We start from the raw sequence: 23,563 nt of genomic DNA on the forward strand, positions 1-23,563 counted from the left end.
CAAGACTATCTCGGATGAAACCGCGCCTTTGCATCTCGGCAATCTCTCCTGCTTGATTGCTCTTCATCAAGAGCCCGATCAATACGCACAACGGCCTCTTCACTGCGACATTATCATTTTCTCGGCTAATGCGAGCATTGAGTGGTCCTCCGCCGCACCTCGTGAATATACGGTACTCCGATGTCATATCTCGTACCGTCAATCACCGTGCAAAGCTCCCTGCCGTCGCCCCATCGCCCATAGGGTGGATCGAAACCATCGCCTCCGGCTTGATCAACACCACCTATCAGGTCGGATCCGCGGCGGGTCTGGCCGTGATGGTGGCCTTGGCGGCCTGGGTCGCACCTCATGGCGGCACCGGAACGGCGGACCTGCTGCCTGGCTTCCAGACAGCCTTCTTCGGTGCAGCTGTGGCGGCCTTTCTGGGCACAGCGGCAACCGTGGTCCTCGTTCAACGGCCTCCGCCGGCATCAGTCCACAACAAGGCGTTGCTCGCCTGGTCGCTGACATTCCAGTGCACTGCAGCCATCGACCAGGTTCCAAACGTGTTTCCCGTCAAACAGGCAGAGCCCCATCCCGCCGCGTTGGAGTGCTCCACTTCGACCATGACCGCGAAGACGCTCGACGCGATCCGGAGCCCTGGCCCATTTTGACCCCAGTGAATGGCGCGGCATCATAGCGATTCCGCGGTCAGCTTCCTGTAAGTATCTTTAAGGTATTGTCCTGCAGCATGAATGATGCACGCCAGTCTATCCTACTGCTACTGCTTCTGGGTGCCGCAGTCGTGCCTATTTTGTTCGCGGCGAACTGGGTCGGTCATATCCTCTTCGATGCGCTGCGCGGTCACGGCGCCCATGAGCACGCCGTCTCCTCCCCCAACGCTTCCAGGGCGACGGAGTCTGGTGCCAGCGTAGCCGGCGCGCCATCCCCCTACGACCATACTCCGTGAACCCTGGTGTCGGGCTCAAGAATAGCCAACGAGCGCAAAGAAGAAAAAGCAACATTGGCGCCGAGGAGCAGAACCTCTGGTGGGCGGCGGGCTACAATATCATCGCTATTCCGCTCGCGGCGGGGTGCTTTTTTTTGGGCCGGTATCGTGCTTGCGCCGGCGGTTGGTGCAGTGTGGATGTCTGCCAGTACGTAGTCGTCGCGATCAACGCACAGTTGCTGCGCCGGCTGGACCTCAGTCGCTAAACTCCGGTTTGTTCCCCGATCTTGAGGGATATGGAAACACTGAAAGATCAGAAGGGTATTCCTGCAACCTCCGCTCCTGCCACACGGCAGAGATCGCAGGCTACCTGATTGAAGGTCATGTGGCTGCCGCGGCGACAAGGGTATTGTTGTACGCTGCCCCTTTGAGCATCCGCGGATGCGTGACCGATGCCCCCTCCGACAGCTACGACGTGATCGCATTGGATCCGGGCAGCAGTCTGCGTTCATGCGATTCCCGCGCGCAGCAGCTGTAGGGACCGTTCTGGTCGTGGGCGGAAGAAGGGGCGCCGATGGCACCCCTTCCCGGTTTCTAGTTTTGTGTCTCGGCTCCGGCTTGCTCCTCAAGCCAGGAAATCATTTCGGCGATCTCCTGCTCCTGGGAGTCGATGATCTTTTGGGCCATCGCCTTGGCGTCTTCGTTGTCGCCGTGCTCAAGCTCGGCCTTGGCCATGTTCACCGCACTCTGATGGTGAGGAATCATGCCGCATACGAACGCCACGTCGACGTCATCTGCCATCATGCCCATCATCATCAGTCGGTTCATCTCGTCCATCCCTGCCATGAGGGCCATGTGAGCTTCGTCCATCTGCCCAGGCTCCATGGACATTTCCTCCATGGGATGCTCGCCGCCGGTCATGCAGATTTCCGGAAGCTGGATTTGACCCGAGGTCATGCCGGACATGTCATGACCTTGATGGTCCTGGGCGAAAATGGCTCCCGTCGAGACGGCTAGCAGGAGGCTTGCGGCAGTGGTTGCTTGTAAGAAGTTCATCTTGATCATTCCTGTGGTTTCGAGAAAAGTTCCGAAATTCAGGAATTCCTTGGTGGACGATCCAGACGGTGAATCGGCCAACGCACGTCCACGTGCAGCGGCATCAATTGGTGGGACCCTCCGCTCCACCCGGGAGTTTCGGCGACGGCGGGCACCGGCAAGGCTGCCAAACACAGACCCAGGCCGCAGCACTCCGGCAGGGTGTGATGCTGCTGCCCGCAAAGGGGCGAGATACATGCGTCACCGGAATGAACGTGGTTCTGCTGCACGTGATGCCCAGCGGCAGGTTGGCTTGCCATTGCGCCGTGATGAAGCGTCAAACTCGCCAATACGGCGAGCATGATTACAATCATCAGCGGCAGGCGCCATCCGCGCCTTCTTTCGACATACCGATGCATCCTGATTGAACTGGCCTTACCTAGCTTGGTTCCCCATTGCTTGACCAGGAATCGCGGCGCACAGCGCACTTCTCAGTGTCCGCCGCGGTCGCGCGGTAGAGCATCACTTCGCGCCCGTCCGGCAGCGCCAACGCCGAGCCAAGAACCGTCATACACGGCCATCTCCTGGTTTCACCCGAAGGGCTCGCGACGCCCGGATAAGCCGCATTGGATAACCGAGATCCATACCCGCTGGGCAAGGTACTGAAAGTCGGCGCCCCGGCCATGCTTCACCGGCATGGTGCCGGATACCACCGGAACCGAAACGTCCTCCACCGGCGCACCCGCCGTGTCATTGTGGAGATACAGCTAGCGCAATCCTGCCCTCGGCACGAAAGCGTGTCGTATCAATCCTTGCGTCCGCGGCGCCGAATCCTTGCAATCTCTGCGCCAGACCTACATGCTCAAGCGACTATAGGAGCAGCGTTGATGGATCACGGCATCGCGATTGGCAAAGTTTCGGAAGCAACCGGAGTGAAGGTGCCCACTATCCGGTACTACGAGTAGATCGGCTTGCTGCCGCCACCGCCCCGGACCGGGGGTAACCGGCGGACTTATAACCGCAAAGACGCGCACCGTTTGACGTTCATCCGGCATTCCCGGGAACTCGGCTTCGAAATAGATCAGATCCGAACCTTGCTCTCGCTGCAGGACCGCCGGGACCAGTCATGCGGCGAAGCCGACGTTATCGCCAGGGCCAGGCTGGTCGAGGTCAAGGAGAAGATCGCCAGCCTCAAGGCGCTTGAGGCCGAACTGGAGCGTATTGTCGAAGGTTGCTCCCATGGGCGGGTCGAGAGCTGCCAGGTCATCGACATCCTTGCCGACCACGGCAAGTGCAAGCACCAAGTCATGCCAGCTCGTGAACTGCGTCGCCGCTCGGTGAAATCATGAAAAATGATATCCATTTCTGAATTTGAATACCCTACGCCACATTCTTATGAAAAACGCTATCCACAGCCGAGCGGAGCGACCAGGAAGGTGAGGCAGGCCTGACTGGAAACTAACCCTGCCGACCGTCGCCGGTCTCACCAGAGAACCCCTCGATCTTGACGCCCAATGGCATCACCGATGGTGGATCGTTGTTCTCGATGACGTAGATTTGGCCGAGCTCGCCGAGGCCGGCGAGGTGCTTGTAGAACGCCTCGTCGAGCGCGGTGCCGGCGATGACCTTCTCATCGGCTTCGAGTTCGCCATGCCGCTTGTAGTGAAGCGGTTTTCGGTAGGTGACCAGGGAGCCCAACACCACGAAGACCGGATGGGGCATGGGACAGGCCGGGTCTTCCCCTGTCACGCTACAGGGCAACCTCGTTGAGTCGATCACCCCGGGCACGCGCCTTCGGGGTCGAGAGGCGGTCCCCCGGTGCCATAGCGGTTGAAGACGTAGCGCTTCTCGCAAACGTCGGCCGCCGGCAGCTGTAGTGTCTGGTCGAACAAGTCGGTGCCCTCATTGAGGATCGGTGGCTAGATGCCCCTTCACCGCCGTTCGATCCTCGTTGACCTGCCAGACGTGGGGACTGGAATAGGGGGCCAGTGTTGGACCCGTCCCCCGCCTCAAGGTTTGGAAAACTCGGTGGCAACTCGGCCAGGAATGGGGCCGGCGTCCTGCCCTGTTCAATGCCGAGGGGGAGCCGGCATTCGCGTGTCCCCCCAGATTGTTTTTGGGCCGGAGCTGCCCGCTCCGGCCCAAATTGCTTACTGGTTTGATCCGCCGTAGACGATGCCGTTCGGGCGATCACCGACCGGGACAGTCTTGACGACGTCCTGGCTCGCCACGTCGATGATCGACACAGTGTCGTCGGCAATGTTGGTCACGAACACGAATGCCCCGTCAGCCGATGCCGAGACGCCGTGTGCCCCGTCTCCCGTGGTGATCGTCTTGAGCACCTGTCCAGTTGCGGTCTCGATTACGGAAACCGTGTCGTTCGGCTCCGCCTCGGAGCCCTGGTTGGCCACATAGACGTAGGCTCCATCGGCGGTGGCGAACATCTGGATCGGGTTCGGCCCCGACGCCGATCCTGTTCGTCACCTCGTGCGATGCAGTGTCGATGACGGCTACCCGGTTCTCGTCTCGAAGAGAGACGTAGACTTGATCGCCCGAGGGCGTGAACCCGACCTGAACGGGCGCTGTGCCCACCTCGATGCGGGCAAGCTCCGTCAGGTCCTGGGTGTCGATGACGGACACCGAGCCGTCCTCGACATTGGCCACATAGAGCTCGCTCTCATCCGGGCTGAGGCGCATCCCGTGCGGGTAGGCTCCGGTCGCTATGCGCTCGATCACCGAAGCCGCTGCGAGATCAACGACCGCAATCTCGTTCCCGCCGGACACGGAAACATAGGCACGCCCCTGGCGGTCGGCGACGACATGCGCCGGATGCGCCCCGACTTCTACGGTGGCGACAGGTTGCGATAGTCGCTGTGGATCGAGCACCACCAGAACTCCTCGGCCAGCTTCGGCCTCGGCGTGTGCGTCGTCAGCCGATCCGTGAGCGTGATCGGAGGCAGGGCTCCCGACCGCGAGCAGCAGGTTCCCGCCCGGCGTCAGATCGACATTATGCGGCGACACCCCGATCTGAACGGTTTCCACCGAACCGGTGCCGAGGTCGATGGCGGTGATCGAATTGCCGCCCTCGTTGGCAGAGTAGACGGTTCCGCCTGTCTGGAGGAAACCGGCAAGATCCGGGCTGGCATTCGCCTGCAGCCATGCCTGCATTTCGGCGATCTCACGCTCCTGTGCTTCGATGATCTGCGCCGCCCACTCTCCCGTTTGCGGGTCATCGCCGTATTGCTGCACGATCTTCGCCATGTCGATCGCACCCTGATGGTGCGGAATCATGCCCCGCACGAAAGCGACGTCCGGGTCTTCGGCCAGGACGCCCTCCATCATCGGCCCGTGCATTTCGTCCATCGCATCCACATAGGCTTTGGTGAAATTTGTCGCGTCGGGGTCGGAAGGAGACATGGGAGCAGGAGCCCGATCCTCCTGCGCCTGCAGCGGTCCGGGTCGGTGGGCGTCATGCTCTGCCTGCTGGGCCAGAGCCACGCCGGAGACGCCCATCAGGAGAGTGGCGGAGAGGGCAATTACTGTTCGGTACATCATTGTGCATCCTTTGGCGCCGGAGAAACCACGTCACATCCTCGGACGTGCGGTTTCCGGCTTCGTCTGATTGTCGGTTGCTGGAGCAGCCGGGAACGAACGGCTCCCGGCCGTGCTTCACTATGCAATCGACGTCAGACGCGGTGGCCTCAGGATGCCTGAAGGATTTCGGCCCAGGTCGCTGGGCTGAATGCGAAGGGGCGGCTCCCCGTCCAGTGTTGGCAATGCCGGCAGCGGATCGGGAAGCAGGGCGAGAAAGGTGCAGACCTGTCCGCAATCGCGATCCGGCGCCGCTTCAGGGTGACAGCATGGTTCGTCCGCAACCTCGCTGCGGTCGTCGGAATGCGAATAGGCGTCCTGCTGCGCACTGGCAACGGCCTGATCCTGGTGCGTGGCATGCGTGCTTGAGCTGGCATGTGCCGTTCCCAGGACAGCGAAAGCGCTGAAGACGAGCAGCAGCAGTCCGGTCATGAACTGGCGCAGCCAGTCATTTCTCGACCAGAACGTTGCAGTCGAGCTCCTGCTCATGGCGTGGCTTTCTTCACGCACCCGATGACATCCATGTGCCCGCCAGCATCCGGCGGCCTCAGGCAGCCTGAGCTACTGACAGGGGCAGGTTCTGCCCCGCAGTCCCCGCTCCGGATCAAACTGGTGTCAAACGGGTGAATCATGAACAGCTTCAGATCTCCTGCGCGCTGCGGAAACGCCCGAAGACCTTCTGGTCGGCGGGAGCGAACAGAAATACCTCGTAGGGCTCGGCAGTCACGCCCGGGAAGTCCATGCCGGGCGACCCGGCTGGCATTCCAGGAACCGCGAGGCCCGTGGCCGCCGGACGCTCGGTCAGGAGACGCTGGATTGCCGCGGCTGGAACGTGGCCTTCGACGACATAGCCGTCCACTTCGGCCGTGTGGCACGAGTAGAGGGCCGGGGGCACGCGGAGCTGCTGTTTGATGGCGTCGATGTTCTGCGATTCAACGATCCGCACCGGAAAGCCCGCGGCCTCGATATGCTCGGCCCACCCCGTGCAGCAGCCGCAGCTCGGATCCTTGGTAACGGTGACGAGCGGCAGACTTGCGGCATACCCTGTCACCGGCACTGAAAGCAGAACAGATATCGAGCCAAGACCTGCCACGAAGGCTCTCCGGCTGATGGCATGGTCATTTCGCATCTTTTGTCCTCACAGCCACGGCCGACGATCTCAGCGGAAGAATGCGCAGCTGATCAGGGCCGTGCATGGCGGGCTTCCTGTTGGCACCGACTGGCAGATACTACCACAGCTGTCGCCGCAGAACTTGATGCAGCGCAAGGAAGAGATGCATTGCTGAAGGTTCCAGCCTCCTGAAGCGTATCGGTCAACTCGGTCTCCTACAATTTGGTGGCGCGTAGCCGCGACGCGTTGGCAATGACGCTCACCGATGACAACGCCATCGCTGCCGCGGCGATGATCGGCGAGAGAAGAATGCCGAAGAACGGGTAGAGGACCCCAGCGGCCACCGGTACGCCCAAGGCATTGTAGATGAAGGCGAAGAACAGGTTCTGCCGGATGTTGCCCATCACCGCCTGCGACAACCGCCGCGCCCGCACGATGCCAACAAGATCGCCCTTCAGCAGGGTGACGCCCGCGCTCTCCATCGCCACATCGGTGCCGGTGCCCATGGCAATGCCGACATCCGCCGCTGCGAGTGCCGGCGCATCATTGACCCCGTCGCCGGCCATCGCCACCACCTCGCCGGCCGCCTTGTGCCGCTGCACGACCTCGCTCTTCTGATCGGGCAGGACCTCGGCCTCCACTTCGTCGATGCCGAGCTGACGCGCGACGGCCTTCGCTGTCGTCCAGTTGTCTCCGGTGAGCATGACCACCCGGATGCCTCGTGCTTTCAGCGCCGCGAGCGCCTCCGGCGTCGATGCCTTTACCGGATCGGCGATGGCGAAGATCGCCGCCACCTGTCCATTGATGCCCATGAAGATCGCGGTTGCCCCATCCTCGCGCAACCTGTCTGCCTGCTCGGCCAGCGGGGCGACATCGACCCCTTGTTCGGCAAGGAATTTTGCATTGCCAAGCGGGATTGTCTTGCCTTCGACCACGCCAAGCGCGCCCTTGCCAGTGGGCGAGTCGAAATCTTCAACTGGTGCGATCACCAATCCTCTCTCTTCGGCTGCACGGACGATGGCGAGCGCCAGCGGATGCTCGCTCGCCCGCTCCACGCTGGCGGCAAGGCGCAGCACCTCCTCCTCGGTGAAGCCGGACGCCGGAATGATGGCAGTCACCGCCGGCCGGCCCTCGGTGAGTGTGCCGGTCTTGTCGACGATGATCGTGTTCACCTTCTCCATATGTTCAAGCGCCTCGGCGTTCTTGATCAGAACGCCATTCTGAGCGCCGCGCCCGACGCCGACCATGATGGACATCGGCGTTGCAAGGCCGAGCGCACAAGGACAGGCGATGATGAGGACGGAAACGGCTGCGATAAGGCCGAAGGAGAAGCTCGGCTCGGGGCCCCAGATCGACCAGACGATGAAGGCGAGGACGGCGACGAGGATCACTGCCGGCACAAACCAGCCCGATACCTGGTCGGCGAGGCGCTGGATGGGTGCGCGGCTGCGCTGCGCCTCGGCGACGAGCTGGACGATCTGCGACAGCATGGTGTCCCGGCCGACCTTGCGCGCTTCAATCACCAGCGCGCCGGACTGGTTCATGGTGCCGCCAATCGCCCTCGAACCCACCTCCTTGGTCACCGGCATGGACTCGCCGGTCACCATCGACTCGTCGACGGCGCTGCGGCCTTCCAGGACTTCGCCGTCCACCGGCACCTTCTCGCCGGGCCGGACCCGCAGGCGGTCGCCGACATGAACGCCGTCGAGTTGAACCTCTTCCTCGGTGCCATCATCACGAATTAGCCGCGCGGTCTTGGGCGCAAGGTCGAGCAGCGCCCGGATCGCGCCACTGGTGCTCTCGCGGGCACGCAGCTCCAGTACCTGCCCGAGCAGCACCAGCACCGTAATAACCGCAGCCGCTTCAAAGTAGACCGCGACCGAGCCATCCGGCTGGCGGAAGGCATCCGGGAAGATGCTCGGCGCCAGCGTCGCTACGATGCTGTATACCCACGCCGCACCCGTCCCCATCGCAATCAGGGTGAACATGTTGAGGTTGCGCGTAACCAGCGATTGCCAGCCGCGCTGGAAGAAGGGCCACCCTGCCCAGAGCACGACCGGCGTGGCCAAGAGCAGTTGGACCCAGTTCGAGTTGCGTTGGCTGATGAGGTGGTCGAGGCCGATCAGGTGGCCGCCCATCTCGAGCATGAACACTGGAATCGTCAGCGCCAGCCCAATCCAGAAGCGCCGCCGCATGTCGATCAGTTCCAGATTGGGCTCAGCTTCGAGGCTGACCAGCACCGGCTCCAACCCCATCCCGCAGATGGGGCACGAACCTGGGCCGATCTGCCGGATCTCCGGATGCATGGGGCAAGTGTAGACCGTCCCCTCGGGAACGGGCTCCGCCTTGGCCGCAGCGACGGCCGGGTCGAGGTAACGTTCCGGGTCGGCCATGAACTTCGAGCGGCATCCCGCCGAGCAGAAGTAATATGGTCGGCCCGCGTGCTCGGCCTTGTGCTGCGTTGTGTGGGGATCGACCATCATGCCGCAGACTGGGTCCTCGACACGATGGGCGCTGTCGGACGGGGCCGCCTCCGTACCGTTTGGGTGCTGCGGTCCGTGATGGTGCCCCGAGTGGTCGGGGCCGTGTTCGTGATGATGTCCCGATCGGTGATGCTCGCCGCCGCCCTTACCTGAGCCATTCTCCTTCGAGGCACCCGGGGAGAGTTGGTGTTGGTCTTTGCTCGTTCTGGCCATCATGTACCTCGTCCGGGAAGTGCTCGAGAATCGTCATTATCCAGCGTGCGCCTTCCCACTGTTGGAAGGTCAAGAGACAATCGCCAGTCGCGTGTCCGCGACTATGGGCTGGGATCGACACAAATGCCACCGAGCGAAGGCACGAGCTGCTGTGACAAGGAGACGAAGATGCTCCTGGTCGAGAGGGCCTTCACTCCTGAGTATGCCACCTCTCCGCACCTCGAGATGGCAGTCTTTGACATGAGCTATCCGCGGATCGGCCTGACGTCGCATCCCTCCAAGGATGCACAATCACATCGGGCGTATCGTGCCCTATCGGAACCAACTGCGACCGCATCGATCCCGTGCTCGGCCACATGAACGGCAGCACCTGCCTGATGCATGGACAGCATCAGTGCGAGCAGCGCGAACACAACGGGCAATAGCCAACGATGGATTGAGATGTTCATTCCTCACCACACCGTCCGGATCATCCAGCCCATCATCCTTAGCCTAAGGTTAAGTCGGGCAAGACTACGTCATCGATGGCAGCGACACTCGGGCAAGACCCCGCACTAGACCGGGCAGCGAAGCTGCACACTATAATCTCGTTTATTATAACTCGATTTATAAAAGCAGCTCCGGGCCGCCTGCGGACGAGCAGTCGGGATGCGGCGAAATTGCCCTTGCTCCTCTAGCGGCTATAGATCGTAAGGATCTTTCCCAACCAAGGAGTTTGCATGCCGCGCGAAACGCATCAGTGGACCCTGCTCATCGCCGGCTGGTTTATCGCGTTGGTCGCCACGCTCGGCACCCTGTTCATCGGTGAGGTCATGGGGCAGATGCCATGCACCCTGTGCTGGTATCAGCGCATCGCCATGTTCCCGCTGGTCGTGATCCTAGGTGTCGGCGCCTTCCGCGGCGATATGGACACTTGGCGATATGCCCTGCCGCTTTCCTCGGTCGGCCTCGTCATCGCCGCTTACCATTCCCTCCAGTATGCCGGACTCCTGCCTGCGCCGATTGTCCCGTGCTCGGCAACGGGGCCTTCCTGTTCCGGAGCCGGCATGCTGATCATGGGCATTCCCATCCCTTATCTCTCCACCGCCGCCTTTGCCGGCATCACCCTCCTGCTCTTGCCCCTCGCGAGGAAACAATCATGAACAAGCGCCTTGCCGTCGTGGCGGTCGCAATCATCGCCGTCGCCGCATTCGGCCTCGCAGCCTGGTTCTACCGGCCCATCCCGACGCCAAGCGCATCGCCCGTCCTCCCCACCGTCGAAGACGCAGGATTCGCACGGCCCCACTCACCGGTGATCGGCCCTGCAGACGCTCCAGTCACCATCACCGAATTCTTCGACCCCAGCTGCGAAGCCTGCCGGGCATTCTACCCGATCGTGAAGCAGATCATGGATCGTCATCCCAACCAGGTGAAGCTGGTGCTGCGCTATGCAGCTTTCCACGAAGGTTCAGACACCGCGGTGAAGATCATCGAGGCTTCCCGTCTCCAGGACCTCTTCATCCCGGTGCTCGAAGCGCTCCTTGCCCGCCAGCCGGAATGGGCGGTGCATGGTGCACCCAACCTCGATCTGGCATGGCAGATTGCAGGCGAGGCTGGTCTCGATGTGGAACAGGCCGGGCAGGACGTTTTGCGGCCCGGCATGACTGGCGTTCTCAACGCCGACATGGCCGATGTGGAGCGCCTCGGCGTGCAGCAGACGCCCACCTTCTTCGTCAACGGTAAGGCGCCAGCGAGCGCTGATCCGCAAGCCCTTGCCGATCTGGTCGCGAGCGAGGTCGCCGCCTCCAATGCTCTCTAGCGAGAACCCTGCGCCTTGTCGGTGGAGTTCACATCACATATATATGTGAGCGAGGTGAGCCATGAAACGAAACACCACGTTCAATCTGCCCGACGATCTGGTGCAGCATGCCAAAGCCTATGCTGCCCGTGAGGGCACGACCGTGACCGCGATCGTCCGGGGGCACCTTGAACGTGTCACCGGCTATAAGGGGGAGAACGTTCGCATGTCCGATCCTCTGGTTGATTTCTCCGAAGGGCGTATTTCGAAGGAGACTGCTATCCAAGCCCTGGGCTTGCGCGACTACGCTCAGTTGCTGGTTTCGCTGGGCGACCGGGATCTGCCCTTGCCGAAGTTGCCCGCCCATGTGCTGGAGGCGATGACCGACACCATCGTGGGACTACTGCAGCAGCCGCGTCAGGAGGAGGATCAATGAAGACTCGCTGCGTGCTCCTTATTCCGGATTCCGGGCCGTTGAACAGCCTGTGGACGGCAGGCCGACTCGAACTCCTGACCACCCTGGACATGCCCATCGTCATGGTCGATGAGATCTATGCCGAAGTCACGGGCGACCTATCCTACCCCAAGGACCGGGAGGTGAAGGCTTTCTTGGACGGGCTTAATGGCAAAGGCTTGACCGTGGAGGAAACGTTCGTCGGCAATGCTGCCAGAGCTGCGCGCGAGGCCGGCACGTTCGAGAGCGGTCGAGGGCTAGGTGACGCAGCGGTTGTCGAGTTCATGGCCAACGGCGTGCAGAAGTACACGACGAACGGAGCGCCTGTTCTCCTGCTCTTCGAGGATGCCGATTTCCGCAACGTCAGGTTTCTTCGAAAGCCCGACAACCTCCACCTGCTGTCAACGGTGGCCATGCTCCGCGGGCTGGAGCGTTCCGGCATCATCGCTTCCGCAGACGATGTCATCAAGGCCATGACCAATCCTGAGTCGCCGAAGAGGGCGCGAGCCTTCAACGATCTGCCTGACGGGTACGAGGAAGAGGCCTTCGGCGGAAGCCATTGCGAGCCCGCCGGGCCGTGACCTGCTGACCGATGGACCAGAATGTTGACGTCCTGATCGTTGGTGGAGGGCAAGCCGGTTCGGCGGCTTCCTACCGGCTCGCCCAGGCTGGTGTGCCACACCTTGTGGTGGATGCATCTGCGCAGGTGGGCGACAGCTGGCGGCATCGTTACCACAGCCTCACCCTGTTCACCCCGCGGCGCCTGAGCTCTCTGCCCGGCGCTCCGCTCGACGGCGACCCCGAAGGTTATGCGGGAAGGCTCGAATTCGCCGACTACCTCGAGCGCTATTGTGCAACCCACCGTCTGCCGGTGATGAGCGGGACCCGGGTGGTGCGATTGCGGTGTGACACTGCCGGCGCGTTCGTCGCCGAGTTGGGCAACGGGGCCACCGTGCGCAGCCAAGCCGCCTTGGTCTGCACGGGCGGTTTCCAGCAGCCGATCGTACCGGAGGTGGCGTCGCGGTTCGGACCCGGCGTCGCCCAGCTCACCATGTCCACGTACCGGTCGCCGCTGAGCGTCAAAACGGGGCCGGTGCTGGTGGTCGGGGACGGCGCGTCGGGCCGGGACATCGCTGTCGAGCTGGCGGCCACCCATGCCGTGCTGCTCGCTACCGGCAAGCCCCGTCGCCTGTACCCGCAGCGTGTGCTCGGTATCAGCACCTGGACGCTGATGGATCGGGTGGGGCTGCTCTCTGTCTCACCTCGATCGCCCGTCGGCAGGATAATGCAAGCCACCGATCCCTTTCCGGACCGCGGGCGCAGCTTGGCTGCGCTGCGCGGTCAAGGCGTGAGCATCCGATCGAGGCTGGTGCACGCATCCGGTGGCACCGCAACCTTCGTGGACGGCAGCCATGCCGTTGTCGCGTCGGTTATCTGGGCGGTCGGTTATCGGAACGACGACAGCTGGCTAGAAGTGCCAGCGGGCACATCGGGGCTGCACTTCCTTGGCCGCCCATGGCAGCGGAATAGAGCATCCGCCCTGATCCTCGGTGCTGACAGGGACTCAAAGGTTGTGGTGGACAATCTCCTTCAACATCTCGATCAGCCGTGATCGTAATCGTGGTGATCAGGTGGAAGCTCATCGGCTCCTAAGACCCGGGCATCCACCGTCACCTCAGAATCGTCAATAGAAACGGTGACGGGCACGGACGCATCCACAAAGGGTCCCACGACTTCGATGCGCACGCCGCCGGGCTGCATGTACAGTTCCGCATGCGGTGGCAAGGTTGGCTCGAAGGCCTCCCCGTCCGACCTGACGACGCTCGTAATCGATGCCCCCGGCACTTCGATGCCTATGGGCCAGACGCCGCGGGTGTTGCGATTGTTGATGACGAGGTAGATCTCGACGCCGTTCGGCTGCGTGGTTGCCCAGGCTTCCTCGACCACTACGCCGTCGATCACGGCTAGGGGCAATTCGGCAGCGACCGAAATGGACGCCCATCCGCTTACAAGAGCTGCAACGATAATATTCTTCATGACCGCAGCCTGACACTCGCAAGGGACCGGAGCAACGCTCAACGCGCATCTGCGACAATGCGCTTGCTCCTCTAGTCACTGGAGGAGTTAGGTTGACCTCGACGCAAGGAGGTTTGCATGTCCCATTCGCACGGATCCGCTGCCAACCGTAGCCCAGGACAAGGCCGCCGGCTGCTCATCGCCTTGGCGCTCAACCTCGGCATTGCTGTCGCCGAGGTGGTGGGCGGCGCCATCTCCGGCTCGCTCGCCCTGATCGCGGACGCAGCGCACAACCTGTCGGACGCCGGCTCGGTTCTGGTGTCCTATATTGCCTGGCGGATCGCCCAGCGGGCCGCAAACGAGAGGCGAACCTTCGGCTATGCCCGGGCAGAAACCGTTGGCGCGCTCATCAATCTCACGACGTTGATCATGATCGGCCTCTATCTGCTGTGGGAAGCCGGCACCCGTTTCCTGGAACCGGTTGAAGTCGTCCCCACCACGGTCCTGATCGTAGGCGTCATCGCCTTGGTCGAGGACCTGCTCGCAGCGTGGGTGCTGCGCAAGGATCTCGGCAGCCTCAACGTTCGCAGCACCTTCCTTCATATGATCGCCGATGCGCTGGGCACCGTCGCGGTGATCGCCAGCGGCATCGCCATCATGATCTGGGGACCATCGGCGTCCTGGGTCGATCCTGCCGTAACCGCCCTGATCGCCGTCTACGTCTTGGTCCACGGTTCGACGGAGATCCGGGAATCGATAGCGGTCCTGATGGACAGTGCGCCGAAAGGCTTCGACCATGACGGCCTGCTTCGGCACCTCCGATCGGCGGACGGCGTCGTCGACGTCCACCATCTCCATGTCTGGGAGATCAGCGAAGGCCGGACGGCGATAGAGGTGCATCTTGCGACCGATCGCAACGACCTCGCCGCCGCCACGAGCCTCAAGGAGGCGCTCAAGAAGAGCCTGCATGACCAGTTCGAGATCGAGCACGCAACGATCGAGATGGAGTTGGCCGGCATGGTCGAACACGATCGCGACATCGTTCCCAAGGCCGAAGGGTGAGGCTCACGAAGAGGTAACCCTCAGGGGATATGGTTGCCAGGAACTGAACTGGACCCAGATGCTCGCTCGCCTCATCCAAGCCGCCGCACTCGTCATCGCCGCTGTCGTGCTGACCGGCTGCAGCCAATTCGTCGGCGACAATCGTCACAACGTCCCATTGCCGAAGGGATTGGTGGACCAGATGGCGGCGATCGGCTCCTCACCGACCGAACCGATGATGATCCGGGTCTTCAAGGAGAGTTCGGAGCTCGAGGTCTGGAAGCGGACCAGCAGCGGCCAATACGCACTGCTTAAGACCTATCCGATCTGCAAGTGGTCCGGAGCACTCGGTCCAAAGATCCAGGAGGGCGACTACCAATCTCCGGAAGGCTTCTACGACGTCACCCCGGCCTTGATGAATCCGAAATCCAGCTACTTCCTGTCGTTCAACGTGGGCTTCCCGAACAAGTTCGACCAGGCTTGGGGACGCACCGGCAGCTACCTGATGATCCACGGCGACTGCAAGTCGGTGGGTTGCTACGCCATGACCGACGACGGCATCAAGGAACTCTACGCCATGGTTCGCGAGAGCTTCCGGGGCGGCAACCAGTCCGTGCAGCTGCAGCTGCTGCCGTTCCGCATGACGGAGGCAAACCTCGCACGGCACGCCGCCAGCCCCCATGCCCCCTTCTGGCGCAACCTCAAGGAGGGCACGGACATCTTCGACCGCACGCTGCAGTTGCCGGCGGTTGACGTGTGCGAGAAGCGTTACGTGTTCAACCGCACGGGCGCCGCTCTGCTCGATCCCAACGGAACCTGCCACGTCGCGCCGCTCTCGACCATGGCCGCCCTTTGATGGGCTAAGGGCGCCCGGAACCGGATGCGGTACGGCCCGCGAAGGCGCCGGTAATGGTCGCCATCAGAAGCATGACGACGCCGGCGGTGATGCCGACGTCGGCCAGGTTGAAGGTGGGAAAGTGCCAGCCGCCCGCGTGCAGGTCGATGAAGTCGGTGACCGCGCCATCGGGAATGCGGTCGACGAGATTGCCCAGTGCCCCGCCCAGGATGGCGGCGTAGCCAAAGCGCTCGAGTCGTCCACGGCTCCTGTGCCACAGCCAGGCGACCACCGCGGACACCACGAGGGTCACGAGGACGATGGCCCACCAGCCCCCGGGCCTGTCCGCGGCGAACATGCCAAAGCTCACGCCGGTATTGAATCCCAGGGTAAGGTCCAACACCGGCAGCACCGGCACGCCAGCCCCGTCGAGGTACATCAGGGCGGCCTCCTTGGTGGAGGCGTCCACGCCGATGACGCCCAGAACGAGGAAGAGCGAGGAGTCGCGAGTGCTCATCGGCCAGCCTGCCGTAGGTCAGACCTCGCATCACGGATGATCGACCAAGCGGACTGCAGGAACAGGCCGGCCACCGCGAAGGCGACGATCAGGTCAGGCCACTGCGACCCGGTCCACCAGACCGCACCCGCGGCGGCAACCACGGCGAGGTTGCCGATGGCGTCGTTGCGGGAGAACAGCCAAACCGCTCGCATGTTGGCGTCGCCCTTGCGGTGCGGGATAAGCACCACTGCGGCCAGCACGTTGACCACGAACGCAATCAGCGCGAAGACGCCCATCACCAGGCTCTCGGGCTGGTGCTCGATGAAGACTCGGTAGACGGTGGACGCGACCACGCCCAGTCCCAGAAGGCCAAGGAAGATGCCTTGCAGCAGGGCCGCCTTCGCCCGGGCGGCAAGTCCCCAGCCAACGGCGATCAGGCCCAGGAACGAAATGAGCCCGTCGCCGAGGAAGTCGAGCGAATCGGCCTGCAGCGCCTGGGAGCCGGCGATGAAGCTGCCGGCGATCTCGACGATGCCGTAGCCGACGTTGAGCAGCACGACGATCCAGAGAGCCCGCTTGTAGGCCGGCGTGACGTGCGAGAGGTCCGGAATGTGGTCGTCGTCGCCCTCCTCGTCGTGGTCGTGCTCGGAGTTCGCCCCCTTCTGCCCGCCGATCCGGTCGAGCTGGTAACCGAGGTCCGTCACCGCGGTCTCGAGGATTGGCAAGCGCCGACCAGGATCGTCCACCTCGAGCGTCATGATCTGGGAGGCGATGGAGACCTTGACGTCCTGGATGCCGTCCACCTTGCGGGCGGCCCCTTCGATCTTGGCGGCGCAGGACGAGCAGTCCATGCCGGTGACTTGGTAGCGTACGGTTTCGGCAGCAGCGCTCATGCCCTTGCTCCTTCTTGAGACGATTTGGTGCAGAGGCTACAACCTGTAGTCACTACAGGAGCAAGCAGGAAATGCAGATAGGGGATCTCTCCCGCAACGCGGGGGTCAATGTCGAGACCATCCGCTACTATGAACGAGCGGGCGTGCTGCCCGTACCGGCCAGACAGGGCAACGGGCGCCGCATCTATGGCGAGGCGGACGTCCGCCGTCTCGGATTCATCCGCCACGCCCGCGATCTCGGCTTCGACCTGCAGTCCGTCCGCACCTTGTTGGCTTTGCAGGAACAGCCCGAGGCCTCCTGCACCGATGCCAGCCGAATCGCCCAGGCTCAACTGGACGAGGTCGAACGCCGCCTGGCGCAGTTGCAGAGCCTGCGAGCAGAATTGTCGCGGATGGTCGCCGAATGCCGGAAGGGGGTCGTCGCTGAATGTCGTGTCATCGAAGCGCTCAACACCTCGCCGTTCTGATCGCGGTCGCCTTGGCGGGAGCGGCGGGGGCGGCCCTTGCCGAGGACGTTTCCGGCAGGCAGGTCTATGTCGACTATTGCGCAAGCTGCCATGGCGCGAACCTCGAAGGTCAGCCGAACTGGAAGCAGCGGCTGCCGACCGGGCGCCTGCCGGCACCGCCCCACGACGCGACCGGTCATACCTGGCACCACTCCGACCGGCAACTGTTCCGGATCGTCAAGGAAGGGCCGGCGGCCATGATGCCCGGCTACGAGACCGACATGCCAGGCTTCGGTGCGGTGCTCGACGACGGCGAGATCGCCGCCGCGCTCGACTACATCAAGAGCACCTGGCCCGAACGTCAGCGCGACGTGCAGGCCGCCAAGTCCGCTTCGGACCCGCTCCAACCATAGACGAAGCCGTCAGGCCGCGGCGTTGGCGGCGACCGGAAGGGCTCGCTTGTGGGCGGTCGCGCGATAGGCGTTCACGATCCGATCGCGGGCGAAATCGGGAACCGCCCTGCCTTCGAGGAAATCGTCGATCTGGTCGTAGGTCACCCCATAGGCGTCCTCGTCTGGCCGCAAAGGGGCATCGTCCTCGAGATCCGCCGTAGGCACCTTGAACACCAGCTCCGACGGTACACCGAGGTGGGCTGCTATGGCGCGGACCCTCCGCTTGGTCAGGCCGGCGAGCGGCAGGATGTCGGCGGCGCCGTCGCCGAACTTGGTGAAGAAGCCCATGACCGCCTCGGCGGCATGGTCGGTCCCGATGACGAGGCCCTTTAGACCTCCCGCCAGGGCGAACTGGGCGATCATCCGCTGCCTCGCCTTGACGTTGCCGAGCAGGAAGTCCTCCTGTCCCTCATTCTCGGGCTCGAAGCCGGCTGCCCGGATCTGCCGCCACATGGCGTCAGCGGCAGGCTTGATGTTTACGGTGAAGGTCTGATCCGGTTCGATCGCCGACAATGCCGCCTGGGCGTCCTTCTCGTCGGCCTGAACTCCATAGGGCAGCCGTACCGCGATGAAACGCGCTTCGCGGCCCTCGGCCCGCAGGTCCCTCACGGCTCGCTGTGCCAGCATGGCCGCTGTGGTCGAATCGACGCCGCCGCTGATGCCCAAGACATAGGTCGTCAGGCCGGAGCGCACCAAGTAGTCCCTGAGGAACGAGACCCGCCGGTCCACCTCGACGGAGACTTCGAACGATGGCGCGACACCGAGCTCGGCGATGATTTGGACTTGAGAGGTCAATGGTGTTCCAATCTGACTGACTGACCGGTTTCCGAACGTGATCCACATCGAAGGTAGTGGTCGATCCATCTGGCTTCGGATCAAGCGTCGTGCAGATGGTGCTTGCACTTGCCGTGATCGGCGAGGATCTCGATCACCCGACAGCTCTCGACCCGACCATGGCTGCAGCCATCGACCATCCGCTCGAGTTCGGCCTGCAACGCCGTCAAGCTCGCGATCTTCGCTTTCACCTCCACCAGACGAGCCTTGGCGATGGTGTCGGCGTCGGCACAAGACTGATCTGGACGATCCTGCAGGTCGAGAAGCGTTCTGATCTGGTCGATCTCGAAGCCAAGCTCTCGTGAATGCCGGATGAAGGTGAGGCGCTCGGCGTCCTTGCGGTCATAGGTCCGGCGGTTTCCTTCGGTGCGCGGCGGAGCCGGCAGCAACCCGATCTGCTCGTAGTACCGGATGGTGGGGATCTTGACCCCGGTCGCTTGCGAGACTTTTCCAATCGCGATGCCGTGACTCATTTCCGCTTGCTCCTATAGTCGCTGGAGGATGTACGGCAATGATGGAGAATTCAAGGAGTCGCTGCCGATGGACGCAAGGATCGAAACTACCCGCTTCAAGGTGGAAGGCATGGATTGCGCCAGCTGTGCTTCAAAGGTTGACACCGCGGCACGTCGTATCCAAGGAGTCGAGGACGTATCCGTATCCGTCGTGTCGGGCACCATGTCGGTGAAGCATTCGGACGGCGCCGATCTCGCCGACCTTGCCAAGCGTGTCTCAAACCTGGGCTACCCCACCCGCCGCCTTCAGGGCGCATCCAATGCCCGGCCCGTGGACCAGCATGGCGAAGGTCATGGCGAGCATGACGATCAGGCAGGTGGCGGTCATCCTCATCTGCATGGTGCCGATGATGCCGATGATGCCGATGAGGGCGTACCGTGGTGGCGCACCCGAAAGGCAATCTTGACGGCATCCTGCGGCATCGCGCTGCTGCTGGCCTACCTCGTGGGTCGGGTCGTCCCGGATGTCGGGCACTGGGCGTTCCTGGTCGCGCTGCTGGTGGGCTTGGTCCCGATCGGTCGCCGTGCCGTCGCCGGCGCCATGGCCGGCAGCCCGTTCTCCATCGAAACGCTGATGTCGATCGCCGCCGTAGGCGCCGTGATCATCGGCGCCACCGAAGAAGCGGCTACGGTTGTCCTGCTCTTCCTTGTCGGCGAGATGCTGGAAGGCTTCGCCGCTGGCCGTGCCCGTGCCAGCATCAAGGGTCTGGCTGATCTGGTGCCGAAGACGGCATTACTGGTCGATAGCGACGTGGTGCGTGAAATCCGGGCATCCAGTCTTGCACTGAAGCAGGTGGTGCTGGTGCGCCCCGGCGACCGCATCCCGGCGGATGGAGAGATCGTCGAGGGCCGCAGTGCCATCGACGAGGCACCGGTCACCGGTGAAAGCGTCCCCAAGAGCAAGGGCGTCGGCGACACTGTTTTCGCCGGCACCATCAACACCGACACCGCCATCAGGGTGCGCGTCACCGCTGCCGCTGCCGACAACACCATTTCCAGGGTCATCGCCCTGGTGGAGGAGGCACAGGAATCCAAGGCACCGACAGAGCGCTTCATCGATCGGTTCTCCAAGATCTACACGCCCGGCGTTCTGCTGGTCGGCGCCTTGGTCGCCACCGTGCCGCCGCTGCTGATGGGCGCATCCTGGAGCGAGTGGGTCTACAAGGGCCTCGCCATCCTGCTGATCGGCTGCCCCTGCGCACTGGTGATCTCCACCCCTGCCGCCATCGCTGCGGCCCTGTCTGCCGGTGCCCGTCGCGGGTTGCTGCTCAAAGGCGGCGCCGTGCTCGAGCAGCTCCGCACCATCACCATGGTCGCCATGGACAAGACCGGTACGCTGACCGAAGGAAAGCCGAAGGTCACCGATATCTTGGCCATTGGCCGCAGCGAGACCCAGGTGCTTTCGATGGCTGCGGCGCTCGAGACGGGATCGAGCCATCCGCTCGCCCTCGCCATTCTCGCCAGGGCCAAGGCGGACAAGGCACCCGTGCCTCCGGGTTTCGATCTTGCCGCGGTTCCCGGTAAGGGCGTCACCGGCAGCATCGGCACCGACCAGGCATTTCTCGGCTCTGTCGAGGCAGCCGCCGAACGCGCCACGATCCCCGACGAGTTGCGGGCACGCATCGTCGCCTTCAACGACGAGGGCAAGACCGTCTCGGTGCTGCTTGCCAACGAGACGCTCGCCGGCATCTTCGCCATCCGCGACGAGCCCCGGGCTGATGCCGGGGCCGGTCTGCAGGCCTTGCGCAATGCGGGCGTCGGAGCAGTGATGCTCACCGGCGACAACCAGCGCACCGCCAGCGCCATCGGCGCCTCGCTGGGTATGGATGTTCGGGCCGGCCTGCTTCCCGAGGACAAGCAGCGGATCGTTCGAGAGCTTCAATCGCAAGGCAAGGTCGTGGCCAAGGTGGGCGATGGCATCAACGACGCACCGGCGCTGGCTGCCGCCAATATCGGCATCGCCATGGGCGGCGGCACCGACGTGGCGCTCGAGACTGCCGATGCCGCAGTGCTGCATGGGCGCGTAACCGACATCGCCGACATGATCAACTTGTCGAAGGCCACGATGGCGAACATCGGGCAGAACATCACCCTGGCGCTCGGGCTCAAGGCCGTGTTCCTCGTGACGACCGTCATCGGCGTGACCGGCCTGTGGCCTGCCATCCTTGCGGACACGGGTGCAACCGTGCTGGTGACTGCGAACGCCATGCGCCTCCTGGCCTGGCGGGGCAGCCGGTCGCATTCCGTCTGACCTGTCGAGGCGGTATTCTCCAGAAAAAGGGATCGGACCACGTGAAGCTATTTGTCACCATCGCCTTGATCGGCATCCTTACGGCAGGGAGCGGATTCGCCCATGACTTCACGCAAGGTTCGATCTATCTCGACCATCCCATGATCGAGGAGGCCCCGCCGAACGCGCCGGTACTCGGCGGATACCTCTCCATCCAGAACATGGGCGACACCGATGACCGCCTCGTCGCCATCGAGAGCAGCGCTGCCGAGAAGGTGGAGATTCATCGGTCGACCGTGACCGATGGCATCGCGCGCATGCAGCCCATGAAGGAAGGCCTCGTCATCCCCGCCGGTGAGACCGTGTGGTTGGACAACGGCACGCATGCCATGTTCGTCCAACCTGCCGAGCGGTACCGCGCCGGCGACGAGGTGCCCGCTACCCTGGTGTTCGAGAAGGCTGGTCGCATCGACGTCACGTTCAAGGTGGAGGAGCGATCCACCGGATCCGGCGCTTCTCATGAAGGTCACGGCCAGTGACCGGCTTGCGCAGGCTTCGAGGCATCCTTTGGGTGCTGGTGGCGATCGCAGCTGTCGGCGCTGCCTTCCTGGCTTTCGGGCCCCGCCTTACGCCAGGGAATGCTGGGGAAGCCATCTATGCCAAGCCCTTTTCGTTGGTGAACCAGGACGGCGCTCCGGTCACGCAGTCGGACTTCCTCGGCAAGCCTTCGGCATGGTTCTACGGCTTCACCCATTGCCCCGACGTGTGCCCCACGGCTTTGGCCGAGATGTCGGCGATCCTCGAGGCGCTCGGACCGGACGCGGGCAAGCTGCAGGTCGTCTTCGTCTCCGTCGATCCGGAGCGCGACACGCCGGAGATCATGAAGGATTATGTCGAGTACTTCGATCCTCGCATCGCCGGCTTGACCGGTAACCTTGCGCAAGTCGCCACCATGGCCAAGGACCGCTACATCTTCTTCGAGAAAGTGCCCATGGAAGGCGGCGACTACCAGATGGAGCACCAGGCCTCCATCCAACTCGTCGACGCCGATGGACGGTTCTTCGGAACCCTTGCTGCCGAGGAAGGCTTCGACGTCAGGCTGGCCAAGGTTCGCCGCCTCGTCGACGAGGGATAATACCTTTCCCGGCATCACCTCACGTCACGATCGGGAGTCTCACGGCTAGGAAGGACCCGATGCACGCCTTCGGGCTCGTCTTCGCCACTGAACCTGACGCCGGCACGTTCCAAGGCCTCTTTCATGGCCACGACGCTGGTCGGCATCACCCTGTCGCCACCGTTCTCGTAGGCCGCTACGGTCCGGCGACCGATGCCGCAATGTCCCGCAAGCTCCTGCTGGCTCCAGTCGAGGAGGGCTCGTCCCGCCCGGATCTGGGCGGGCGTTGGTCGGTGCTGCTGTTCGCTCAAGATGCCGTTCCGAATCGACCTGATGACAACCGAAACTTAACCGAACTTGCAGTCGTTGCACAAAATGTACATCGGGCCTTGACTTCTGCCGCGAATAGCTATAGTGACTAGAGCATTGGAAGCAGCAGGTGTCCATCGGTCAGGCACCGCAACAAGACCTTCCCCCGCGTGCATAGCCCGCACGACGTCCTGAATATTCATCGTGTTCGGCCTGTTCGTTGCATGCAGGGAGTGAACCTGTGTCTTTGTTCGTGCGTCCCCAAGACCTTAAATCGAAGTCCCGTAACCTGCGCCACCGGGATACCCGGCGGAAACTTTCCTCCATCCTGTTCGACTCGCTCTCCCGGCTGGACGAAGTGGCCGTGATCGGCTCGGATCCCCTCGTCACCCATTTCGCCGCGTCCTTGGGGTTGGAGGCTGCCTCGTTGGCCACCTGCCAGGCCATGCTCGACGAGCGACCGGTGACCTTGGTCGGCGTTCCCTCACGTCACTGGTTCCGTCCTGAAGCCATGAAGCTCCTTCTGGCGCTGAAGGGGTCCATGGAGAAGTGCGGTAGGCCCTGCGTGCTCCTTCCACAACGCGCCATAGCCATGCTTCCCGTCCGGGACGCCACCAGCGAGAAGGCCCGCATCTTGATCGAGTTGATCCGCGATCCGGTGCGGATGGGCGTCGACCTGGCCTGCTACGACAAGCACGTCGGGGATCCCGTTGGATGCCGGGCGATGCAGCTGCTCACCGGTCGCGACTGCGTCTTCTGATCCGTCCGCGTCATCGACCTTCTTGATGGT

The 23,563-nt window shown here is 63.1% G+C and carries 28 protein-coding genes and 2 pseudogenes; 17 read left to right on the plus strand and 13 right to left on the minus strand.

Going from position 1 to position 23,563, the window contains the following annotated elements; all coding sequences use genetic code 11:
• Nucleotides 1–269 precede the first annotated feature (269 nt).
• A complete protein-coding gene (locus MQW79_RS06525) occupies nt 270–653 on the plus strand; it encodes a hypothetical protein (protein WP_386834615.1) in 384 nt (127 codons plus the stop codon).
• A 462-nt stretch (nt 654–1,115) separates the two neighbouring features.
• Nucleotides 1,116–1,466, plus strand: a complete 351-nt coding sequence (locus MQW79_RS06530) for a DUF411 domain-containing protein (RefSeq protein ID WP_476588196.1) — start codon at nt 1,116–1,118, stop codon at nt 1,464–1,466.
• A gap of 56 nt (nt 1,467–1,522) precedes the next feature.
• Here the strand turns inward: MQW79_RS06530 and MQW79_RS06535 are convergent, their stop codons facing one another.
• Nucleotides 1,523–2,065, minus strand: coding sequence for a DUF305 domain-containing protein (locus MQW79_RS06535; RefSeq protein WP_386834614.1), 543 nt, complete (start codon nt 2,063–2,065; stop codon nt 1,523–1,525).
• A 125-nt stretch (nt 2,066–2,190) separates the two neighbouring features.
• On the opposite strand from MQW79_RS06535, the gene MQW79_RS06540 reads away from it, so the two are divergent.
• Both MQW79_RS06540 and MQW79_RS06545 read left to right on the plus strand, forming a co-directional pair.
• On the plus strand, nt 2,191–2,391 hold the full coding sequence (locus MQW79_RS06540; RefSeq protein ID WP_476587524.1) for a hypothetical protein: 201 nt from the start codon (nt 2,191–2,193) through the stop codon (nt 2,389–2,391).
• A 459-nt stretch (nt 2,392–2,850) separates the two neighbouring features.
• Nucleotides 2,851–3,312: pseudogene (locus MQW79_RS06545) on the plus strand (MerR family transcriptional regulator).
• A gap of 109 nt (nt 3,313–3,421) precedes the next feature.
• Here the strand turns inward: MQW79_RS06545 and MQW79_RS06550 are convergent.
• The 6 genes and pseudogenes from MQW79_RS06550 to MQW79_RS06575 form a co-directional block, all read right to left on the minus strand.
• Nucleotides 3,422–3,712 (minus strand): hypothetical protein, encoded by a 291-nt coding sequence (locus MQW79_RS06550; RefSeq protein ID WP_461383002.1) that lies wholly within the window; start codon nt 3,710–3,712, stop codon nt 3,422–3,424.
• Nucleotides 3,713–4,113: 401 nt separating this feature from the next.
• Complete coding sequence (locus MQW79_RS06555) at nt 4,114–4,407, minus strand: YncE family protein (RefSeq protein WP_476587526.1); 294 nt, start codon at nt 4,405–4,407, stop codon at nt 4,114–4,116.
• A 58-nt stretch (nt 4,408–4,465) separates the two neighbouring features.
• Nucleotides 4,466–5,518 (minus strand): annotated as a pseudogene (gene copM, locus MQW79_RS06560) (CopM family metallochaperone); the annotation flags it as partial.
• Between the two features lie 117 nt (nt 5,519–5,635).
• Nucleotides 5,636–6,043: a hypothetical protein gene (locus tag MQW79_RS06565; protein ID WP_035083826.1), complete on the minus strand. Its 408-nt coding sequence runs from the start codon at nt 6,041–6,043 to the stop codon at nt 5,636–5,638.
• Between the two features lie 151 nt (nt 6,044–6,194).
• A complete protein-coding gene (locus tag MQW79_RS06570; protein WP_386834609.1) occupies nt 6,195–6,683 on the minus strand; it encodes a DUF411 domain-containing protein in 489 nt (162 codons plus the stop codon).
• A 197-nt stretch (nt 6,684–6,880) separates the two neighbouring features.
• Nucleotides 6,881–9,364, minus strand: a complete 2,484-nt coding sequence (locus tag MQW79_RS06575) for a heavy metal translocating P-type ATPase (RefSeq protein WP_461383899.1) — start codon at nt 9,362–9,364, stop codon at nt 6,881–6,883.
• 716 nt (nt 9,365–10,080) lie between these two features.
• On the opposite strand from MQW79_RS06575, the gene MQW79_RS06580 reads away from it, so the two are divergent.
• The 5 genes from MQW79_RS06580 to MQW79_RS06600 all read left to right on the plus strand — a co-directional run bounded on the left by MQW79_RS06580 (nt 10,081) and on the right by MQW79_RS06600 (nt 13,204).
• The gene (locus tag MQW79_RS06580; RefSeq protein ID WP_386834606.1) at nt 10,081–10,503 is read left to right on the plus strand and encodes a disulfide bond formation protein B; all 423 of its coding nucleotides are present in this window, start codon (nt 10,081–10,083) and stop codon (nt 10,501–10,503) included.
• Entirely contained in the window at nt 10,500–11,159 is a 660-nt protein-coding gene (locus MQW79_RS06585) for a DsbA family protein (protein ID WP_386834605.1), read from the plus strand. The genes MQW79_RS06580 and MQW79_RS06585 overlap by 4 nt, the downstream gene beginning before the upstream one ends.
• Before the next feature lie 61 nt (nt 11,160–11,220).
• A complete protein-coding gene (locus MQW79_RS06590; protein ID WP_461383898.1) occupies nt 11,221–11,574 on the plus strand; it encodes a hypothetical protein in 354 nt (117 codons plus the stop codon).
• A complete protein-coding gene (locus MQW79_RS06595) occupies nt 11,571–12,173 on the plus strand; it encodes a hypothetical protein (protein WP_461383897.1) in 603 nt (200 codons plus the stop codon). Before MQW79_RS06590 ends, MQW79_RS06595 begins: the two co-directional genes overlap by 4 nt.
• Nucleotides 12,174–12,184: 11 nt before the next feature.
• Nucleotides 12,185–13,204, plus strand: a complete 1,020-nt coding sequence (locus tag MQW79_RS06600) for a flavin-containing monooxygenase (RefSeq protein ID WP_476587527.1) — start codon at nt 12,185–12,187, stop codon at nt 13,202–13,204.
• On the opposite strand, the gene MQW79_RS06605 is transcribed toward MQW79_RS06600, so the two are convergent.
• The gene (locus tag MQW79_RS06605; RefSeq protein WP_386834601.1) at nt 13,195–13,629 is read right to left on the minus strand and encodes a copper chaperone PCu(A)C; all 435 of its coding nucleotides are present in this window, start codon (nt 13,627–13,629) and stop codon (nt 13,195–13,197) included. The two genes, MQW79_RS06600 and MQW79_RS06605, sit on opposite strands and share 10 nt — an antisense overlap.
• A 117-nt stretch (nt 13,630–13,746) precedes the next feature.
• On the opposite strand from MQW79_RS06605, the gene MQW79_RS06610 reads away from it, so the two are divergent.
• Together MQW79_RS06610 and MQW79_RS06615 are read left to right on the plus strand one after the other, a co-directional pair.
• Complete coding sequence (locus MQW79_RS06610; protein WP_386834600.1) at nt 13,747–14,670, plus strand: cation diffusion facilitator family transporter; 924 nt, start codon at nt 13,747–13,749, stop codon at nt 14,668–14,670.
• A 58-nt stretch (nt 14,671–14,728) separates the two neighbouring features.
• A complete protein-coding gene (locus MQW79_RS06615; RefSeq protein WP_386834599.1) occupies nt 14,729–15,505 on the plus strand; it encodes a L,D-transpeptidase family protein in 777 nt (258 codons plus the stop codon).
• A gap of 4 nt (nt 15,506–15,509) precedes the next feature.
• On the opposite strand, the gene lspA is transcribed toward MQW79_RS06615, so the two are convergent.
• Together lspA and MQW79_RS06625 are read right to left on the minus strand one after the other, a co-directional pair.
• Nucleotides 15,510–16,001, minus strand: coding sequence for a signal peptidase II (gene lspA / locus MQW79_RS06620; protein WP_476587528.1), 492 nt, complete (start codon nt 15,999–16,001; stop codon nt 15,510–15,512).
• Nucleotides 15,998–16,876, minus strand: coding sequence for a cation efflux transmembrane domain-containing protein (locus tag MQW79_RS06625; RefSeq protein ID WP_248306140.1), 879 nt, complete (start codon nt 16,874–16,876; stop codon nt 15,998–16,000). The genes lspA and MQW79_RS06625 overlap by 4 nt, the downstream gene beginning before the upstream one ends.
• Nucleotides 16,877–16,947: 71 nt before the next feature.
• Here MQW79_RS06625 and MQW79_RS06630 point away from each other — a divergent pair, with 71 nt between their 5' ends.
• Both MQW79_RS06630 and MQW79_RS06635 read left to right on the plus strand, forming a co-directional pair.
• Complete coding sequence (locus tag MQW79_RS06630) at nt 16,948–17,343, plus strand: MerR family transcriptional regulator (protein ID WP_191772215.1); 396 nt, start codon at nt 16,948–16,950, stop codon at nt 17,341–17,343.
• On the plus strand, nt 17,304–17,735 hold the full coding sequence (locus tag MQW79_RS06635; protein ID WP_191772216.1) for a c-type cytochrome: 432 nt from the start codon (nt 17,304–17,306) through the stop codon (nt 17,733–17,735). The genes MQW79_RS06630 and MQW79_RS06635 overlap by 40 nt, the downstream gene beginning before the upstream one ends.
• Before the next feature lie 9 nt (nt 17,736–17,744).
• Here MQW79_RS06635 and nadE read toward each other — a convergent pair whose 3' ends face one another.
• Together nadE and MQW79_RS06645 are read right to left on the minus strand one after the other, a co-directional pair.
• Nucleotides 17,745–18,569 carry an ammonia-dependent NAD(+) synthetase gene (gene nadE / locus MQW79_RS06640; protein ID WP_461383895.1) on the minus strand — a complete coding sequence of 275 codons (825 nt, stop codon included), beginning with the start codon at nt 18,567–18,569 and terminating at the stop codon, nt 17,745–17,747.
• Between the two features lie 80 nt (nt 18,570–18,649).
• Nucleotides 18,650–19,081 (minus strand): MerR family transcriptional regulator, encoded by a 432-nt coding sequence (locus MQW79_RS06645; RefSeq protein ID WP_461383894.1) that lies wholly within the window; start codon nt 19,079–19,081, stop codon nt 18,650–18,652.
• Nucleotides 19,082–19,148: 67 nt separating this feature from the next.
• Between MQW79_RS06645 and MQW79_RS06650 the strand changes: the two genes are divergently transcribed.
• From MQW79_RS06650 to MQW79_RS06660, 3 genes are read left to right on the plus strand one after another with little or no spacing between them, the layout of a single operon-like run.
• Entirely contained in the window at nt 19,149–21,371 is a 2,223-nt protein-coding gene (locus tag MQW79_RS06650; protein WP_476587529.1) for a heavy metal translocating P-type ATPase, read from the plus strand.
• A 41-nt stretch (nt 21,372–21,412) separates the two neighbouring features.
• A complete protein-coding gene (locus MQW79_RS06655) occupies nt 21,413–21,889 on the plus strand; it encodes a copper chaperone PCu(A)C (protein ID WP_476587530.1) in 477 nt (158 codons plus the stop codon).
• 5 nt (nt 21,890–21,894) lie between these two features.
• On the plus strand, nt 21,895–22,485 hold the full coding sequence (locus MQW79_RS06660; protein WP_476587532.1) for an SCO family protein: 591 nt from the start codon (nt 21,895–21,897) through the stop codon (nt 22,483–22,485).
• A gap of 14 nt (nt 22,486–22,499) precedes the next feature.
• On the opposite strand, the gene MQW79_RS06665 is transcribed toward MQW79_RS06660, so the two are convergent.
• A complete protein-coding gene (locus MQW79_RS06665) occupies nt 22,500–22,775 on the minus strand; it encodes a helix-turn-helix transcriptional regulator (RefSeq protein ID WP_476587533.1) in 276 nt (91 codons plus the stop codon).
• Nucleotides 22,776–23,014: 239 nt separating this feature from the next.
• On the opposite strand from MQW79_RS06665, the gene MQW79_RS06670 reads away from it, so the two are divergent.
• Nucleotides 23,015–23,533: a hypothetical protein gene (locus tag MQW79_RS06670; RefSeq protein ID WP_476587534.1), complete on the plus strand. Its 519-nt coding sequence runs from the start codon at nt 23,015–23,017 to the stop codon at nt 23,531–23,533.
• Nucleotides 23,534–23,563: the final 30 nt, after the last annotated feature.

The sequence above is a fragment of the Devosia sp. Micro-HW1 genome (assembly GCF_056341075.1).